Consider the following 18626-nt stretch of genomic DNA (forward strand, 5'->3'; position numbering starts at 1 on the left):
CTTTTATCGCTTACTTGAGAGGAAAATGGATAATAAGTACACTTGCGAAACAATTTTAGAAACATTAAAAGCAATGAACTTTGCTGAAATCCAAGAGCAGGGATTTATGCCCCTGTACAAGCGTCAAAAGATCACGGATGACCTTCATAATGCCTGTAATTTCCGCACGGATTATCAATTCATCACAAAAAGTCAGATGAAAACTATCCAGAAAAAAAGCAAGGGCAGAGAATAAATTACTATAGTCTGTGACACGCAGTAAAACGGCTGCATCCCTCATAAAACAAGGGGATACAGCCGTTCTTTACGTATTCAACTGTCAAAGACAGGATTTTAATACAACTTAAGTGCAATTGCAACTGTTAGCCGCCATATAGTCCCACAGTCATCACCGGTATATCATTTCTGGTCATAGCGTAATCATTCCGGCATAAACCGGCAAAATCGGCAGCCACAAATATGTAGCTGCCGATTATTTCTTCATATGATTTCTTTTCTTCTGCTTTTATCTTATTACGCCTGCTGTCAAGCTGCTTTTATCTTCCCGTAATTGATCTTCCCATCATTGATCTTCTCGTCTTTACTGTGCTGCTCCATTCGCCGTATTTGGATCTGTTGGTGCCTCAATCGGCGGCTGTCCATTTGCATCCGGCTGGGGCGCCTCCGTTACAGGCGGCTGATTCGGATCCGGAGGTGTCTGCGGGTCGGAAGGCGTCTGGTTTGGCTCTGTCTGAGGTGCATCCGTTGTAGGTGTCTGATTCGGATCCGTAGATGGTGTCTGGGGCTCACTGGCCGGCTGTGTCTGAGGCGTGGACGCCGCGCCGCTGATCGCTGCCTGAACCGCATTTAAATCATTTGCGGCAATCGCATTGCTGATCGCTGCTGCCTGATTCGGGTCCGCCGTAGCTGTACCAACTTCATAACCTAACGGGGCTGCCTGATAGTAACTGGAGTTTACCTGTGTCTTGGTAGTTTCTCCGTTTTCCGTAACATACTTCCAAAGTTTTGCTTCCTTACCGGTAAGTGCACTCTGGGTCTGCTGCAGGTATCCGACATTCTGATTTGGATTGGCATACAGTGCAACTCCTTCTGCACTAAAAGTTTTCACTGTCTCACTTACATATTCCAGCACCCGGTCAGCAGGTCTTGTCTCATGACCGTAAATCGTAAAAGTAAGTTCGCCGCCATATGCCGATCCTGCCAGATAGATCGGTGCATCCGTATTGTTTACAAATACAAGATCCATCAATCCTTCTGCAATAGCTGCATCCATGGACGGTTCTACATAAGTAACAATCATTGTGTGATTCGATCTTTCCGTTACATCCAACTCCGCCAGCAGCAATGCATTGTATAACGTAGTGGAAACCTGGCAGATACCTCCGCCATAGCTGTCTACTACTCTGCCGCTCTCATAAGAAGGTGCCATCTCATATCCATTTTCAGCATTAAACGGTACCACTGCATCTGTAACAGAGAAGCTTTCTCCCGGATAAAGCAAATGTCCGTTCAGCAGTTCCGCTCCTCTTTCTACATTCTGGTTTCTTCCTGTGGTAGAACCATAGTATGTAGTATAAGTTCCCAGAACATCTTCTACCTTTGACAATTCTTCATCTGAAAATTTAGGCTTATCCTGATTCACGGAAAGTGTAACCGTTCCCGATTCTCCCTTAAAATCACTGTTCATATAATTGGTAATTGCATATACCGAATCTTCAACGTTGATTTTCTGTCCGATGACACCGGGTACAACCTCAAACTCGCCATTTTCTCTGGTAAGGCTGCCCTCCTGCGCTTCTTTTTCAAATACTTTGCATTTTGTCTCTACATAATTGCGGGCAGTAGAAGCATCCGCAGTATATTCCAGTTCAAATTTTGCAGGCTCATGCTGCAAATCTTTATTTTCTTTATAACGCTTAATCAGATTACCGGCTTTTCCCAGTTCTAATGCCTGTTCCACCACATCTGTATTCGCCCATTTAGCTCCCAGCTCCCCTGCTGTTGCCGTTGCCGTATCTGTGCCTACCTGAAGCGTAATAGAAGCCGATTCCATTTTTGCAACTTCTCCTTTTACTGCTTCTTCTGCCTGATCCTTTGTCATTCCGGATACGTCAACATCACCAATATACACGCCTTTGTTAATCGTTCCGTCGGACTGTTCCGCATTGGCGGACAGGATACTACCCCCGGCTGCCAATACCGCTGTCAGAACTACAGCCGGCAAAACCACCTTATTCCACTTATTCATCTTCATTTCCCCTTCTTAAATAAATAATTCCAAAACCATAGGTACCACCATAGCCAACACAATGACTACAATAATAGCTGCTGCAATAATACGCTTTGTCTTATTATTGTGAAAATTCATCATAGGAAATCACCTCTTAATCCTTCCATATTCTAGTATTATTTTATCTATCAATCTAGAGGCGTCATTTCTGGTCATGCTCTCGATTGTGACGTCCAGTTCTATTTTATGATATTTTACCAAATCTATCAAGTAAACTTTTTGAGAATTTGTAATCGGATTCTGTTTTTTTACCTGAAATATCAGTTCCTGAGGCACAAATGCCCTGGGAATCGCCCTGGCATACTCACCTGCCAGCAGCTTATACAGCTCACTTGATGAAATCGCATCATCCAAAGCACGGTGATGCCGCTCCTGCCCAATCCCAAAGTGGCAGCACAGAGAAGTGAGGCTTTTGCTCGGTACATCGTCCAGACACTGCCTTGCAATCTTCAGGGTATCAATTCCTTTTTTCTCAAATGACAATTTATAATTAACCGCCTGACGTTTGATGAAACGGTAATCAAATATCACATTGTGCCCCAGCAGCGGCAATCCCTCACAAAAGTCCACCAGAGTCCTTACTGCTGTCTCCGTACACTCTGCGCCTTTCATCATAGAATCATCAATTCCCGTTAATGCTGTTATTTTCTCCGGAATACGCATCTGACAATCCACAAACGTTTCATATGTATCCGTAACTTCCCCACCTATTACCTTCACAGCGCCGATTTCCAATATTCTGTCCCGGTTAGGATTTAATCCGGTAGTTTCCAGATCCAGCGCAACATAATTTTCACTCATCTTTAGTCCCATTGCATATTGCAGTCTTGCCTGCAATACTGCCACAATAAAACAGGTTGAAAGATCGTGGCTTCCTTTCTATGATTTCAATTTTCTTTCAACTTATACTCCTGCATACCGGAGCATTTTCACGCACACTCCGGTATGCTGTATATTACTTCTTTATTTTTTTCTTTTTGTTCTTTTCTTTGTATTCCAGACAATAATCCGTCAGAAAACACTCTTCACATTTTGGGCCTCTTGCAAAACAGATCTGCCTTCCAAATGTAATAATCTGTATATTATAAAGTATCCAGTGATCCTTGGGGAGGACTTTCATCAGCTCAAATTCTACCTTTTCCGGGTCATCTTCCTTTGTAAGCCCCAGCCTTTTGGATATACGCTTTACATGGGTATCCACTACAATACTAGGCTGGTTAAAGATATTTCCCCTGATTACGTTTGCCGTTTTCCTTCCAACTCCAGCCAGAGCTGTCAGGTCTTCCAGAGAATCCGGCACCTCTCCATTGTATTTTTCCATCAGCGTATTGGTACAGGATATGATATTTTTCGCTTTGTTATGGTAAAAACCGGTTGGCTTAATATCCTGCTCTAATTCTTTTAAGTCCGCATTGGCGAACTTTTCCACGGTATCATATTTTTTAAATAATTCTTTAGTCACTATATTAACTCTGGCATCCGTACACTGGGCACTGAGCATGGTTGCAATCAACAGCTGCCACGGTGTTTCATGGTCCAGATAACATTTATACTCTCTTGTGTATACTTCATCCAGTTTATCCAGGATGGCTTTTGTCCTTTTTGTCATTGTTATACCTCCTGCATATCGCAGGCCTGCCTGCGATACTGCCTTAATAAGTAGTTTGAAAGCGCTTTTCTTTCAAACTTACTCCTATCTGATACAGCATTTCATCTTATTGGTTCAAAAATCAATTACAGAAACAGATGCGTCATCACTCAATGGATTTCTGCTGCGGTAATCAAATACCACCCCAAAGCACCCCTCCTGCAACTGATCCAGCACATGATAATGAAACACTTCAAAATGTGTCATCTTCGATAACTGCTTATAATTATATCCATCATATCCCTTTAAATAAGAGGGATTCTCTGCTTCCTTTTTATAAAATTCGTAAATACGCTCTTTATAGTCTCCCGGATCATCTGCCCAGGAAGGTCTGCTCTTACTGTTTTCCCGCAGATACAGATCAAGCAAAAGCAATTCATCATATAGCCCGGCATTTTTTTCATCCTGTTCTCTGGCAAAATTTCTTAGATGCTCAATCCTAGCCATGCGGGAATGTTTCTGTCCTCCCAGTCCGTTTCGGTCATAAAATAATGCCAGCTGCTCAAACATTTCATAGGCGGAGCCAAACGCCCTTTCCAGAAATTGAACCGTGTTCGCAAACTGAAGGCTGTTATAATAGACCTCTACCATCTCTTCCACTGCCTTCAGCTTTAGTACTTCTTCGTAAGAAAGCCATCTTGTACTCAGCACTTCATACTGAGGGCGTGTCTTATAAGAGATACCATACTGTTCGGCATTCAGATGCATTTTCGATCCCTTTAATACCTTCAAAAATCCAAGCTGGAACTGATCCGGTTTCAGTGCGTAGACATCATTAAAAGACCGAACAAAACTATCATAATTTTCATAGGGCAGCCCGGCTATCAGATCCAGATGCTGATGAATATTTTTCCCCCTGCGGATTCTCCCCACGATTTGCTTTAAAGCTTCAAAATCCATGACACGGTCGATTTCCTGTATCGTTTCCATATTCGTAGACTGTACGCCGATCTCCAGCTGTACCAGGCCAGGGCGCAGAGTTCCAAGCAGCTGCAGCTCTTCTTCATTTAATAAATCTGCTGCGATTTCAAAATGAAAATTTGTAATTCCATTGTCGTGCTCCCGGATATAATTCCATATACCCTGGGCATGTCTGTGGTTGCAGTTAAAAGTACGATCCACAAATTTAACCTGGGGTACCTTATGATCCAGAAAAAACTGCAGTTCCTTCTCTATCAGGGAAAGGCTTCGAAACCGCAGCTTCTTATCTATGGAAGAAAGACAGTAGCTGCAGGAAAAAGGGCAGCCTCTGCTGCTTTCATAGTAAACGATCTTATTGGCAAAATCCTTCATGTCACCGTACATAAACGGCAAAGTATCCATATCCAGAATCGGGTTGGACGGATTTTGAATAATCTTATTCTGCTTATTACGGTATGCAATCCCCTTAATCTGCTCAAGCTCACCGCCCCGCACATAATACGCTGTCAAGTCGTAAAAGGTCTGCTCCCCTTCCCCAATCATAACACCGCTCACCTGGGGATATGCTTCCAGAAACGTTACCGCATCAAAAGAAACTTCCGGCCCCCCTGCCCAAATCCTGGTATCCGGCAGAATTTTTGCCAGGTCTTCCATTAAAATCTTCACATATTCCAGATTCCAGATATAGCAGGAAAAAGCGATAACATCCGGTTTTTTCTTATAAATATCCTGAAGAATATCGTCCGTATAATGATTTATTGTATATTCTGCAATTTCAATATGCTCCTCAAACTCCCTTGCAAAAGCCCGCAGACTGTAAACAGCCAGATTAGAGTGAATGTATTTCGCATTGATTGCAGCTAAAAGTAACTTCATAGTTATACCTCCTGCATATCGCAGGCCTGCCTGTGATACTGTCTTAATAAGTAGTTTGAAAGCGCTTTTCTTTCACACTTTATCTCCTGAGATTTATTCATACCTTTTTAGTATAACATACTCATATGGATTTTCAACTGGAAGAAACGACAAAAAATGAGTATTTATGCGGGTGCAAATTTACTTTTTGAGAGGGGAGATGCGAAAAGGGGACTCTTTATGTTGGGTAATGTACGGAAAGATGGGAGTGGGAAACATAGGTTTTTAAATCCTTCCTGATTAATAAAACACAAAATCCACCAGCCTTAAATTTTTCTGGTGGATTTGTGTGTATTTTCTATGGATGATTCCTTATTCTGACCCAGGGATTCCTTTATTTTTCCCCCATCACTTTCATGATTCGTTTGAGGTTTACTGCAAATATTGCCATCGCTCCCTGCATTTCCATTAAGCGTCCCTTACTCAACAAAACCCAAAAGCAAAAGTTTATCTATAAGCCGTCTTCAATGCCACAGCCAACACCTTAGGGTTCTTCTTATACTGTGTAACCGGACAGATTTTCTTATTGATCCGCAGCAGTTTATAGATTGCAGTTCTTGCAGCCCTCACCGAATATTCCTCTGTAAATACCATATCTTCCGGAATTTCAACGAACTGACTGATCATAGCAAAATTAGTGGAATTGCCAGGCACTACTTTTGGTCTGTCTGTCATTTTTCTTGGTTCGAACTGTGAATCAATATATGGCATCATACATGGGATTACATTTATAACGTCTTCCATAATCTCATCAATCTTATCTTCAAAATGCAGATGATGAAGCAGCTCGGTCAATAACTCTTCGCCTGTACAATCTCTCATTGCCTTTGGTACATAATCCCCAACTTTATCCGTATACAGTCCGTATCCCCAGAAAATAGTCTGGTCGGCCGGCTGGTTTTTGAAATGAGGTTGTGCTGCTACGACAATACTCATTAACCAGTTGGAATCCTTAAAGGTCATCAGCGCACCGCTTCCGGGTATATTGGTTGAGAATTTTTCAATCATCTTTAACAGCTTATTGCCTTTACAGGTAACCGTAAAGCTTTCCCAGTTAGTCTCTTCCGGTTTTGTGAAGAATGGTGCCGGATTTCCAAGACCATCCTTTTTTGCAGCCACTTTCTTCCACAGTTCACCGGAAATCGGATTCTCCGGTTTATATTCTGCCGGAGTATTGAAATCACCAAGTGTTGCACAATCCGTCATACAACCGTTTGTCATAATACACAGATCGCCTTCTTTTAAGGTTACGATACTTTCCTCTCCGTCTTTCAAAATGTGCATTGCAGTAGCCGTGATAGAATACCCTTCTGCAAAATCAATATCCGTTACGGTTGCATTGGTTACAAAATCCACACCATGTGCTTCCAGATAGGAGCGAATCGGCAGGATAACAGAATCATACTGGTTAAACTGAGTCCTGGTCACACCTTCCAATGTCTCAATTCTTGGGAATTCAAAAATCATTCTTTCCATATAGCGTTTGAATTCAAATAAGCTGGACCATTTCTGGAATGCAAATGTCGTCTGCCACATATACCAGAAATTCGTTTCGAAGAAATGCGGCGTGTCTTTGAACCACTCCAGAATGGTCATGTCATCCAGTTCACTTTCCGGAGTGATCATTAATTTTCCAAGAGTCATACGGTCGTCATTGTTAAATCCCATACTCTTAACATCCTGAATTACACCGTCTTTATCGATAAGACGTGCCTTAGCATGGGTCGGATGCGCATGGTCAAAGCTTAAAATCTCTTCGGTTACACTCTTCCCCGGATACTCCAGAGATGGAATACTTTTAAATAATTCCCAGAAATTTTCATAAGTTTCTTCATTTAACATACGTCCGCCACGGCATACAAATCCTCCTGCCGGTGTACCGATTCCGTCGTTACTGCCTCCAAGAATGTGCATTCCTTCGTAGATATGGATGTTCTCACCCTTAAAATGTCCGTCTCTGATTGCATAAGCTGCCCCTGCCATAGAAGCCAGCCCGCCGCCTACAAAGTGAATCTGTTTATCACCATGGTCTATTTCTTCATTAAAATCATATTCATAGTCTTCCTGCTGTTTGTTCTCTTCTTTTTGATCTCTGGATTTCTTATAAGCGGTTGCTGCTACTGCTGCACCTCCTATGATAACGCCTGTTTTCACTAATTTTTTCCATGTTTTCTTAGCCATAATCATTACCTCATTTCTTTGTTTTGCCAGTTTGAATTTACTTTGTTTTCTCTTTTTCTTTTATTGTTCCCTTATGGCTAAATTATAAAACAGGCAATTCAAAATGTAACTAGACACTTTGAACTGCCTGTCTAAATCTCCGGTTATGGTCAGTAACGGAATTTAAAACGATTTAATTACTGCTGTATCTATCATAAGCAGCTTTTTCACTGCTCAGAACAAGCCCCTTCATAAACTTCACAAATACTTCCGGTTCTTCTTTCATGCCACGTTTCATCCAGTCAATCACAGACCCGCAGGCTCCGTGGGCAAAAAATCCCGCATAGAATTTCTTATCCGCTTTGGAAAGTCTCTGTTTCGTATCAAGTGCTTCGATTGCTTCCCCGAAAAGTTCTGTTGTTACGTGAAATAGATGTTCCTGAAAGTTATCCTGTGCATAACGGATGGTATTTTGGTAGAAATAACTTTCCGCTCTTATCCTGATCAGCATCTTACACAAATGTCCGTCCCAGTTATCAAAGTCAATTCCTTTTACCAGGTCTGCAAAAATATCCTGATAGTATACCCAGTTCAGAAGTTCGTACTTATCCTGAAAATGATAGTAGAAAGTCTGTCTGTTATAGCCGCTCACTGCGGTAATATCCGATACGGATATCTTATCAAAAGGCTTTTTCCTCGCAAGCTGTTTTAATGCCTGGCCCATATCCGCTTTCGCATTTGATTCCATATAACGCACCTCCCAACTTACCGGAAGCTACATCCGATTCTGTAGCTTCTGCATATTGCTGCCTGCAGCTGCCAGAAAACAATTTCAAGACACGCTCTAAGCATTCTGCTGAAACTGGCTGTTATACAAGTCCGCATAAAATCCATTATTTCCCAGCAGCGACTCATGATTTCCCTGTTCTATAATTGCCCCATCCTTCATTACCAGTATAATATCTGCCTCTCTAATAGTAGATAGACGGTGCGCTACAATAAAGCTGGTTCTTCCCTGCATCATTTTTTCAAATGCTTTCTGTATCTTGATCTCCGTCCTGGTATCAATAGAAGACGTTGCTTCATCCAGTATGAGCATCGGGGGAAGACAGAGCATCACTCTGGCAATGCAGAGCAGCTGTTTCTGTCCCTGGGACAGATTTCCTCCGGCTTCTGATATGACCGTATCATAACCATCCGGCATTCTCTTGATAAAACTATGGGCATGCGCTGATTTTGCCGCTTCCATTATTTCCTCCCTGGATGCGTCCGGTTTCCCATATGCTATATTGTCTGCAATCGTGCCAGATTTTAACCAGGTTTCCTGTAAAACCATTCCATAATTTGTTCTCAGACTGTCTCTCGTCAGCGTTCTGACCGGATGGCCGCTTACCGAGATCTCCCCACTGTCTACATCGTAAAATCTCATTAAAAGATTAATAATCGTTGTCTTGCCGCATCCGGTAGGCCCAACAATTGCTATACGCTGTCCGGATTTGACATCCAGGTTCAATCCTTGTATCAGGGATACTTCCGGGTTATAAGAAAATTGAACATTTTTCAATTTCACATTTCCATTCACCATCTCCGGCTTTAGTTCTAAAGCATCCGAAGTATCGGGAGTCTGAGGCTCTTCATCGATCAGTGCAAAAACCCTGGTAGCTGACGCCAATGCGTTTTGTAATTCCGTTACCACTCCTGAAATTTCATTAAATGGCTTTGTATACTGATTGGCATAGCTTAAGAAACAAGACAGCTGCCCTACGCTGATCACTCCCCGAATAGCAGAAATAGCACCTACAATGCCGACGCCTGCATAAACCAAACCGTTTACAAATCTGGTTGCCGGATTTGTAATGGAAGAAAAGAAGATTGCTCTCAGACTGCATTTCCTGAGATCTTCATTAATAACCCGGAACTTCTCTTCTGCCTCTTCTTCATGGGAAAATGCCTTCACAATCTTTTGGTTTCCAACCATTTCTTCTACCAGCGAAGTCATCTCACCTCGGGTTTCCGACTGCAGTTTAAACATAGAAAATGTCCTTCTGGCGATAAAGCTTGCCACAAATAAAGACAGCGGCGTAATCAGGACGACCACCAGGGTTATTTTAAAGTTAACACTCAGCATAAATAAAAGCGTACCCAGGATCGTTATGACTCCTGTAAATAACTGTGAAAATCCTAATAGTAAGCCATCCGAAAACTGATCCACATCGGTAATGACCTTACTAATCACTTCACCATACTGATTGCTGTCTATATATCGAAGAGGTAAAATTTCCAAATGCTCAAATGCCTCTGTTCGGATATCTTTTACTACATGATAAGTTATTTTATTGTTGCACAGATTCATCAGCCACTGGGCAAGTGCTGTGATTCCCACAACGATCCCAAACCTCACCAGCAAAGGCATTAAAGCAGCAAAATCAACCTGTCCTTTATCAATAGTAAGATCGATTCCCTGCCCTGTAATTACCGGTGCATAAAGCGTCAATACTACACTGACCACCGCAAAGATCAAGGACATAATGAGAAGGTGTCCGTAAGGTTTAATTAATCTCAATATTCTTTTTTCTGTTTCTCTGTTATTTCCCTGCTTTTTCATTATCCACGCAGCTCCTTTTCCGAAAGCTGTGACAAACAGATTTCTTTATAAACTTCACACGTTTCAAACAATTCCTGATGCGTGCCGATTCCAGCCAGTCCGCCATCATCCAATACGATAATCTGATCTGCATTCCGTATTGTCGTAGCTCTCTGCGATACGATAAAAACGGTCATTCCCTTTGTTTTTTCAGTAATCGCCCTTCTTAGCTTTGCATCAGTTGCAAAATCCAGCGCCGATGCACTGTCGTCCAAAATCAGCACTTCCGGCTGTCCAACCAGCGCTCTGGCAATGGTAAGCCTCTGGCGCTGTCCTCCGGATAAATTCTTGCCGCCCTGCATAATCTTTGTATCCAAGCCTTCCGGCTTTCCGTCAATAAATTCCCTGGCCTGGGCAATCTCAAGTGCACGATAAATTTCTTCATCAGTTGCTTCTTTTTTGCCCCATTTCATATTTTCACGGATCGACCCTGCAAATAAAACTGCATTTTGCGGAACTACGCCTACTTTTCTGCGAAGCTGCCCAAAAGGATAATCCTTAACATTTATGCCATCCATCCTGACTGCCCCTTCTCTTACATCATAGAAACGGGGAATCAGATTAACCAGGGTACTTTTTCCGGAGCCTGTACCTCCGATGATTCCAATGGTTTGTCCACTTGCTGCTTCAAAAGACAGGTTTGTCAGAGAATCCTTATTTCCTTTATAGGCAAAACACACTTTATCAAAGGAAACTTTGGGAGCGCCTTTTTCTGGCTGAACCGGCTGGTCACCTTCTTGCATATCAGATCTCTGTTCAAATACATCATTGATTCTGATTGCAGATGCAGAAGCTTTCGTAAATGAAATAATGAGACTAGCCAGCGCCACAAGCGCCAGTAGAATCTGTGACATATAATTAATCAGTGCTATGAGTTCTCCCTGGGTAATGATCCCGTTGTAAACAGTTTTTCCGCCAAACCAGAGCACAATAATAATTGCAGCATTTACGATTACATAAGTAATTGGATTTAACAGCGCCGAAATTCTTCCTACCCGCAGCTGAATTCCCATCAACTGCCTGCTTTCCCGGTCAAAGTCTTCCATCTCTTCCTGCTGTCTGGAGAATGCCCGGATAACTCTCGCACCGGTAAGATTTTCACGGGTAATCAGCAGTACTTTATCCAGCTTGTTCTGAACCTTTTTGTAAATGGGAATGCTGATCATCATAATTCCATAGATTACAGCTGACAAAACAGGTACCAGAACAACAAATATCCACGCCAATTTCACATTGATGGTAAATGCCATGATAACAGCCCCCAGAACAATAAACGGGGATCTTAGAAAAAGCCGCAATACCAGGTTTACACCTGCCTGTGCCTGATTGATGTCACTGGTGATTCTGGTTACCAGTGTAGATGTTCCTATGGTATCCAGTTCGGTATAAGACAAACCATTAATATGGGCAAACAAATCCTTTCGAAGCTCCGTACCAAACCCTGTAGCTGCTTTTGCCGCAAAATACTGGGCTGTCAGGGAACAGGTCAGTCCCAAAATGCCAAAGCCAATCAGAACCGCTCCCATTTTTAATATGTATGGAAGGTCTGCATTCTTAATTCCAATGTCAATAATCCTCGCCATTACCAGCGGTACCAGAAGTTCAAAGCACGCTTCCAGAAGCTTAAATAGTGGCCCTATAATACTTTCCTTTTCATAGCCCTTCAGATATTTTATTAGTTTACGCATTGGTGTACTCCATATCTCCTTCATTTAAAAATTATATTCAATTATACAACGATTTCAGAAATCTGTATAGGTAGTTTTGGGTAACTATAGGGGTAACTTATAAAGTAAGCAAAACACCCATACATTTTACCAAAAATTCATTCCTTTACTGTCCAAACTTCAGTTTTTTGTCATTGACAGTCCGTATACGGACACTTATAATTAAATTAGCAATTATTATTCTTAGAAAACCTACAAAGAGAAATCAGGAGTGAACAATGAATTTATCATCATTAGATGCTAATCTTCGAAATTTAACAAAAAAAGAACAAGAGTACCGTCAGGGAATCCGAAGCCATTTCTGGTCACATTTCCCAACGGAAATCCGGAACGGTAAAACTATATATAAAATATTTATTAACCGAAGCCGCGAAAATGACATCTGTGCTATTCCCAACAGTCTTTTTGTGCGTAAGCATTCCAGGTTTCAGGCCTGTCCCCTGCACATACATAAATGGGTGGAAATTAATTATATGTATTCCGGATCCTGTGCCCAGATCATAAACGAAGAAACACATATTTTAGAAGAAAATCAGGTGATCTTCATAGACTCAGACACCCCTCATTCCGTGGGGAAGATCGGTGAAAATGATATCATGATCAGCCTCCTTATCGACAAAAATTATCTGAATATGAATTTTTTCAGCAGACTTGCAAAAGGAAGCATTCTTTCTCAATTTTTCATTAATACAATCGTTGAAAATACAAGTGATATACACTATATTATATTTCAATCCCAAAACAGCAGGCGCATTCCTATATTTTTCCGGGAATTTCTTTGTGAATGCTATGACCCGTCACTGAATTCTACCGATATGCTCAAGAGTCTTTTCAATCTCATCCTTTCAGAATTGATCAACGTATATGAAAACGATCTTGGTAAATGTGAACGAAAAGGACTGAAAGGGACTGTGATCCCCATACTTCGATACATAGAAGGAAACTTCAGAACCTGTACCCTGGAATCTACTGCTGCCTTTTTTAATTTAAATGCCAATTATCTGACTACCCTGCTCAAGCAAAATACCGGGTACTCCTACAAAGAACTGGTGCAGATGCAGCGTTTTAAAAGTTCCGAGAAACTACTTGCGAATACGAATACTCCGGTAAGTGTCATCGCTAATCAGGTAGGTTACGAAAATGTCAGCTTTTTTTATAAGAAATTCAAAGAAGGCTATGGCTGTTCCCCAAAAGAATACCGGATGAAACACCGCCGTTAATCAGTACAACAACTTTTTAATGTTCTCCGCAATAAAAATAAGCAGCCCGTTATTCGGGACTGCTTATTTTTATCAGGAATCAGACTACTCTGATTTTTCTGTTGTTTTTTCGGTTGTCTTCTCTGTTGCTTTGTCAGAAGTCTTTTCTGTTGTTTTATCTGAACCTGCTTCCGTGGTTTCTTCCGTTGATCCTTCTTTTCCAGTTTCTTTCTCTGTAGTTTTTTCTGTAGCAGCTTCGGTTACCCTTGCTTCTTCATTTGTTACTTTTGCATTTTCTAACAGAAATTCAACTACTTTATCCTGGATCAGGCTTAATTCAATGATATCTTTTCCATACTGTTTCAGGAATTCATCTTCGCTTTCAAAACCATAATCTTTGCTGTATTTTGTAAGTCCATCTTTGTATTCCTGATCAGAGATCGTGATTTTTTCTTTTTCAGCAATTGCTTTTAATAACATTTCCTGAACCAATCCCTGCTTTACTGTTTCTTCTGCCTTTTTCATGAAATCATCTTCGGACATCTGCATATTAGCCTGAAGAAACTCTTCTAAGGACTGATCTGACTGTTTTGCGTAGGATTCATAGTATGTCTTCATACTCTGAACATTCTGGTCTACTAATTCCTTCGGATAATCATTAATCTTGGAATTGCTGTAAACCTTAGAGATCAGGTCATTTATTTCTGCTGTTCTCTGACTCTGTGCCTTCTGCTGCATCAGGGTTGCTTTCACCTGCTCTTTGTATTCATCTACTGTCTTAGCATCTGAAATCTGCTTTACCAGTTCATCTGTTATTTCAGGTAATCTCTTGATGGAATTAACGGTAACACTAAATACAACGTCTTTACCCTGTAATTCTTCTTTTTGATAGCTATCCGGGAATTTCAGGTTCAGATCTTTGTTTTCTCCTGATTTAACTCCGATTAATCCTTCTTCAAATCCTTCGATAAAAGCATTGGAACCAATGGTTAATTCATATCCTTTATCCGTTGCTCCCTCTACTGCTTCTCCGTCAACTTTACCTTCAAAATCAATATTTACAATATCGCCATCCTGAACTGTTCCGTCTTTTACTTCTTCCATCTTATTCTGCTGTGTAACAGTACTTTTGATCTGCTCATTGATTTCTTCATCGGTCACTTCTTCTGTCTCCAGTGTAACTTCCAGGCCTTTATACTCTCCCAGTGTTACATAATCCAGAGCTTCATATTTCGCACGCTCTGTCTGTTTCTGGGTCTCAGAAGTTGCTTCTGTTGCATTCTCAGAGGTCTTTTCTGTACCTTCTTTCGTCTCAGATGCCTTCTCACTTCCGGCTTCTGATGTAGCGGATGCTGCCTCTGTTGCAGCCTGTGTTGACGTATCTGCTGTCTTCTTATCGCTAGAGCAGCCTGCTGCCAAAACACTCAGGCTTAATAATAATACAACTACAATTTTTTTCTTCATAAAATAAATATCCTCTCTGATTTTACGCCGCTTTACTTCCGGCTCTTTCATTTCTTTGCTAATATAAACAACTACATTTGCGGGACAGGTGTAGGTCTGGACTTATCAAATACGGAATTCGCATCAAATAAATCACTTACCAGTTCCGGATTATAATACATTCTGTATCCATCCAGGTTTCTTCTGCCCTGACGCATGAAGTTATCACCAAACTGTACCCAGTACTGGGATGAATCTACATTACAATAGATATCAAATCCAACACTCTTCAAATACTCAAATTTGCCGTCTGTATTCTCGGCTGTATATCCCTCTACCGGACCAATATCCTGGCCGAAGGCAAAGATAATAATGTTTGTAGGTCCTAAAATCGGTTCTACAGTGTCCAGCCATTTCTGCGTATCTACTTTAAGCTTGTCCAGACTAATCGTACCTACCGGCTGATGCCCCCAGGTATGACTTGCAAATGTCCAGCCATTGGCTTTCATTGCATCCGCTACTTTCGTTGCATCTGCCACATCCTGATCATAATTGAAATCAGGGTGTTTGTCCAGCCAAACTTTCTGATCTGTATCTAAACTTTCCGGATCTCTGGTCTTGTACACGATATCCGTACGATATCCAAACACACCGTTATATCCGGTCATTGCCAGTGTTCCTTTTGCTCCGCGATAGGAAAAATCCGGATGCTCTTTAACAAATTCATCAATTAACGGTACCATGTCATCGTTACCAATCGTCACCGAACCATCGTCTTCCGTATAAGAAGTTTTCACTTCCCCATTTTCATCCACAACCAGTTTATCAGCCATACCATAGCCTTCCTGGTAATGATAGTAGCTCACATCATCCTGTGAAAGGACAAATGGCTTTTTATCCGGCGGCAGCATAATCTTGCCTTTTACGAGGTTGCCGTTTTCATCAAACGTAGCCATATCGGAAAGCTTTACCATTACATAGCCTTTTTCATACATAGACTGTGTAATTTTGTTAAACTCTTCAATTGTTGTCATAACCTGGTTGATTCCGCCTGAAGTGTGGTCACCAGGTCCGAAAGCCCGCTTCGTATCTTTAACCAGTGAATGGTAAAATACGTGAGTTACCTCTTCCAGGGGATATTCCACACAGGTTGCCTTGGTTGCTTCGTATCCGGATACTTTAGACTGCATGGCTGTATCATTGGCATAACCTGCTGAACTCTTAAGAAGCTCGATCGCTGCATCATAGTCATACATTGCTGCAAGCCTGTCCGCTTTTGCTACCAGGTCTTCCTGCGGTGCTTCGGTTACTTTTTGTGTCTCTGATTCCTGCTTTTCACTTGCTCCAGACTGACTTTCCGTCTGCTTATTACCCGATGATGAAGTTCCGTTCGTATTATTTTTTTTGTCAAGTACACCCTTTATTAAAAAGAAACAAAGCGCCGCAATAACCAAAACTAATACTGCAATAATGATTTTCCCCATCAGCACTTGTTTTTTGCGTTTTGCTTTTCTGGCTTCTGCCCGATTATCTTTTCCGTTTGTCTCCATTCTCTTCCTCCCTCAATGTATTGTTAAATCTACCAGTCCTCATATTTTATGCGGACTGCATCTGTTATATTATAGCATATTCCGCACTAAAATCTACCTCAAAATAGTTTTTTAAGAAAAAATAAAGAAATATTGCACTTTTAAGGAAAGAATGGTAGAATGTAACAAGGTGTGAAAAATATTTGATTCTACCGATTCTACTTTATTCAGGAGGGTAACCTATGTCAACTTTTTTAACTGTTCTGCTGATTATTTTAGCAGTTCTGGTCGTATTATTGGGCGTCCTGTACTTCTTTGGACGAAAAGCACAGAAAAAACAAGCCATTCAACAAGAACAGATGGAGGCAGCCAAGCAAACGGTATCCATGCTGATAATCGATAAAAAGCGGCTAAAAATAAAAGAGTCCGGCCTTCCGCAGATGGTAATTGACCAGACCCCGCGACTTATGCGTGGTTCAAAGCTTCCGATCGTAAAAGCGAAAGTCGGCCCTAAGATCATGACTCTTGTATGTGATGCTAAAATCTACGATGTAGTTCCGATTAAGAAAGAAGTTAAAGCCGTAGTAAGCGGTATCTACATTACCGAAGTCAAAGGTGTTCGCGGTCCTTTGGAAGTTCCACAGAAAAAGCAAAACTGGTTCCAGAAGGCGAAAAGCAAAATTACAGGAAACAAAACCAAGGACAAAGATAAAAAGAAAAAATAAGCATCTACATATTAAGAACCGGTCAGAATATATTATTTCATTCTGACCGGTTCTTTATTCATATATTACATTCTTAGTTTCCCATTAACTGAAAGCTCTTGTTGTCCATGGATTTAATATTCATATTAATACAGCAGTCAGCCAGATGTTCATAATTAACTTCCAGGGCATAGTCCACTTTCACATCAATATTGTCATCCGACGTATCCACATGGATACTGGTAGCTGAAATTCCAATCAGGAGATTTCCAAATGGTGTATCATAATACGTCATATTTTTTTTATTCTGCTCAAACACCATATGTACATTGGTCAGTCCCCGTTTTGTAACTTCCAGACCATCCTCTTTTAATTTAATCAGATTCTGGATCTTTCCATCCATGCCTTCCATAACTTCTTCGTAACTGATATAATGTTTTCCGTCTTTCTGCAGATACTTCGCGGCAGTCACAACCTCCACCGGATCTTCACCGCTGGTTTCCAGTGTCTGCATTCCTTTGATACTTATTAACACTTCTCCCGTCATCGTACTCACCTTAAAATTCTTCTATATTGATTTGTTTTGTGGTTTCAATATCATATGGTAAAATAGAATTGGCAAACTGTTTGAATTTGTCCGCCGCATCACTTACAAAAAACTGGTAAGGTGTCTCATCTTCCCCATAGCTTTCTGTATTGGCGATTCCCTTTTTCTGTAATAATTCTTTTAATCCCCTTGCTGTTTCATAAGCAGGATTTACAAGTGTTACCTTATCTCCCATGATCGCTCCGATTGTAGACCGAATCAGCGGGTAATGGGTACAGCCTAAGATCAGCGTATCAATGTCCTGTTCTTTTAATTCTGACAGATAGCGGTTTGCTATCTCTACGGTTACCGGATCTTTTAACAGCCCCTCTTCTACCAGAGGCACAAACAGCGGGCAGGCTTTTCCGATCACCTGAATATCCGGATTCTGTCCACAGATAAAATCCAGATACATATGACTGTTTACCGTACCTTCGGTTCCGATAACCCCGATTTTTCCATTTCTGGTTGTCTCGCATGCCACCATGGCTCCCGGCTTTACTACTCCGATAATTGGAATATCCAGTTCTTTTTGCACTTCTTCTAAAGCAAATGCACTGGCCGTATTGCAGGCAATCACAATCGCCTTTACTTCCTGTGTCTGCAGAAAACGTATGATCTGCCTGGAATATTTTAAAATGGTATCTTTTGATTTACTGCCATAAGGCACCCGCGCAGTATCGCCGAAATAGACAATCCTCTCCTGAGGGCTGTTGCGCATGACCTCTCTGGCAACGGTCAAACCTCCTACTCCTGAGTCAAATATGCCGATTGGTTTCTGATTTATATTATTCATTATTATATCCTCAATCTGATTTTTAAAGCTTTTCTTCCACTATTCTACTAGCAATCATCAAATA

At 41.3% G+C, this 18626-nt stretch carries 14 protein-coding genes and 1 pseudogene; 3 read left to right on the plus strand and 12 right to left on the minus strand.

Going from position 1 to position 18626, the window contains the following annotated elements:
• A pseudogene (locus RHS_RS16585) lies at positions 1-235 on the plus strand (transposase); the annotation flags it as partial.
• 345 nt (positions 236-580) lie between these two features.
• On the opposite strand, the gene RHS_RS16590 reads toward RHS_RS16585, so the two are convergent.
• The 8 genes from RHS_RS16590 to RHS_RS16625 form a co-directional block, all read right to left on the minus strand.
• A complete protein-coding gene (locus RHS_RS16590; RefSeq protein WP_052430666.1) occupies positions 581-2248 on the minus strand; it encodes a VanW family protein in 1668 nt (555 codons plus the stop codon).
• Positions 2249-2377: 129 nt separating this feature from the next.
• On the minus strand, positions 2378-3091 hold the full coding sequence (locus RHS_RS16595; protein ID WP_047833823.1) for a DNA polymerase III subunit epsilon: 714 nt from the start codon (positions 3089-3091) through the stop codon (positions 2378-2380).
• A gap of 154 nt (positions 3092-3245) precedes the next feature.
• Positions 3246-3899 carry an endonuclease III gene (gene nth, locus RHS_RS16600; RefSeq protein ID WP_027293274.1) on the minus strand — a complete coding sequence of 218 codons (654 nt, stop codon included), beginning with the start codon at positions 3897-3899 and terminating at the stop codon, positions 3246-3248.
• Positions 3900-4013: 114 nt separating this feature from the next.
• Entirely contained in the window at positions 4014-5735 is a 1722-nt protein-coding gene (locus RHS_RS16605; protein ID WP_047833815.1) for a B12-binding domain-containing radical SAM protein, read from the minus strand.
• Positions 5736-6221: 486 nt separating this feature from the next.
• Positions 6222-7955, minus strand: coding sequence for an oleate hydratase (locus RHS_RS16610; RefSeq protein ID WP_044293231.1), 1734 nt, complete (start codon positions 7953-7955; stop codon positions 6222-6224).
• Between the two features lie 172 nt (positions 7956-8127).
• Positions 8128-8682, minus strand: a complete 555-nt coding sequence (locus RHS_RS16615; RefSeq protein WP_047833816.1) for a TetR/AcrR family transcriptional regulator C-terminal domain-containing protein — start codon at positions 8680-8682, stop codon at positions 8128-8130.
• 96 nt (positions 8683-8778) lie between these two features.
• The gene (locus RHS_RS16620; RefSeq protein ID WP_047833817.1) at positions 8779-10539 is read right to left on the minus strand and encodes an ABC transporter ATP-binding protein; all 1761 of its coding nucleotides are present in this window, start codon (positions 10537-10539) and stop codon (positions 8779-8781) included.
• Positions 10539-12266, minus strand: coding sequence for an ABC transporter ATP-binding protein (locus RHS_RS16625; RefSeq protein WP_027293269.1), 1728 nt, complete (start codon positions 12264-12266; stop codon positions 10539-10541). Before RHS_RS16625 ends, RHS_RS16620 begins: the two co-directional genes overlap by 1 nt.
• Positions 12267-12523: 257 nt before the next feature.
• Between RHS_RS16625 and RHS_RS16630 the strand changes: the two genes are divergently transcribed.
• Complete coding sequence (locus tag RHS_RS16630; RefSeq protein ID WP_027293268.1) at positions 12524-13525, plus strand: AraC family transcriptional regulator; 1002 nt, start codon at positions 12524-12526, stop codon at positions 13523-13525.
• A gap of 84 nt (positions 13526-13609) precedes the next feature.
• On the opposite strand, the gene tig is transcribed toward RHS_RS16630, so the two are convergent.
• Positions 13610-14968: a trigger factor gene (gene tig / locus RHS_RS16635; protein WP_395022706.1), complete on the minus strand. Its 1359-nt coding sequence runs from the start codon at positions 14966-14968 to the stop codon at positions 13610-13612.
• 71 nt (positions 14969-15039) lie between these two features.
• Entirely contained in the window at positions 15040-16497 is a 1458-nt protein-coding gene (locus tag RHS_RS16640) for a polysaccharide deacetylase (protein ID WP_044293234.1), read from the minus strand.
• A 221-nt stretch (positions 16498-16718) separates the two neighbouring features.
• Between RHS_RS16640 and RHS_RS16645 the strand changes: the two genes are divergently transcribed.
• Entirely contained in the window at positions 16719-17201 is a 483-nt protein-coding gene (locus RHS_RS16645) for a hypothetical protein (RefSeq protein WP_027293265.1), read from the plus strand.
• A 73-nt stretch (positions 17202-17274) separates the two neighbouring features.
• Here RHS_RS16645 and RHS_RS16650 read toward each other — a convergent pair whose 3' ends face one another.
• Together RHS_RS16650 and murI are read right to left on the minus strand one after the other, a co-directional pair.
• A complete protein-coding gene (locus RHS_RS16650; RefSeq protein ID WP_027293264.1) occupies positions 17275-17727 on the minus strand; it encodes a DUF1934 domain-containing protein in 453 nt (150 codons plus the stop codon).
• 10 nt (positions 17728-17737) lie between these two features.
• Positions 17738-18562: a glutamate racemase gene (gene murI / locus RHS_RS16655; protein ID WP_027293263.1), complete on the minus strand. Its 825-nt coding sequence runs from the start codon at positions 18560-18562 to the stop codon at positions 17738-17740.
• Between the last annotated feature and the right edge of the window lie 64 nt (positions 18563-18626).

Source organism: Robinsoniella sp. RHS (assembly GCF_001029355.1).
Classification (GTDB): Bacteria; Bacillota; Clostridia; order Lachnospirales; family Lachnospiraceae; genus Robinsoniella; species Robinsoniella peoriensis.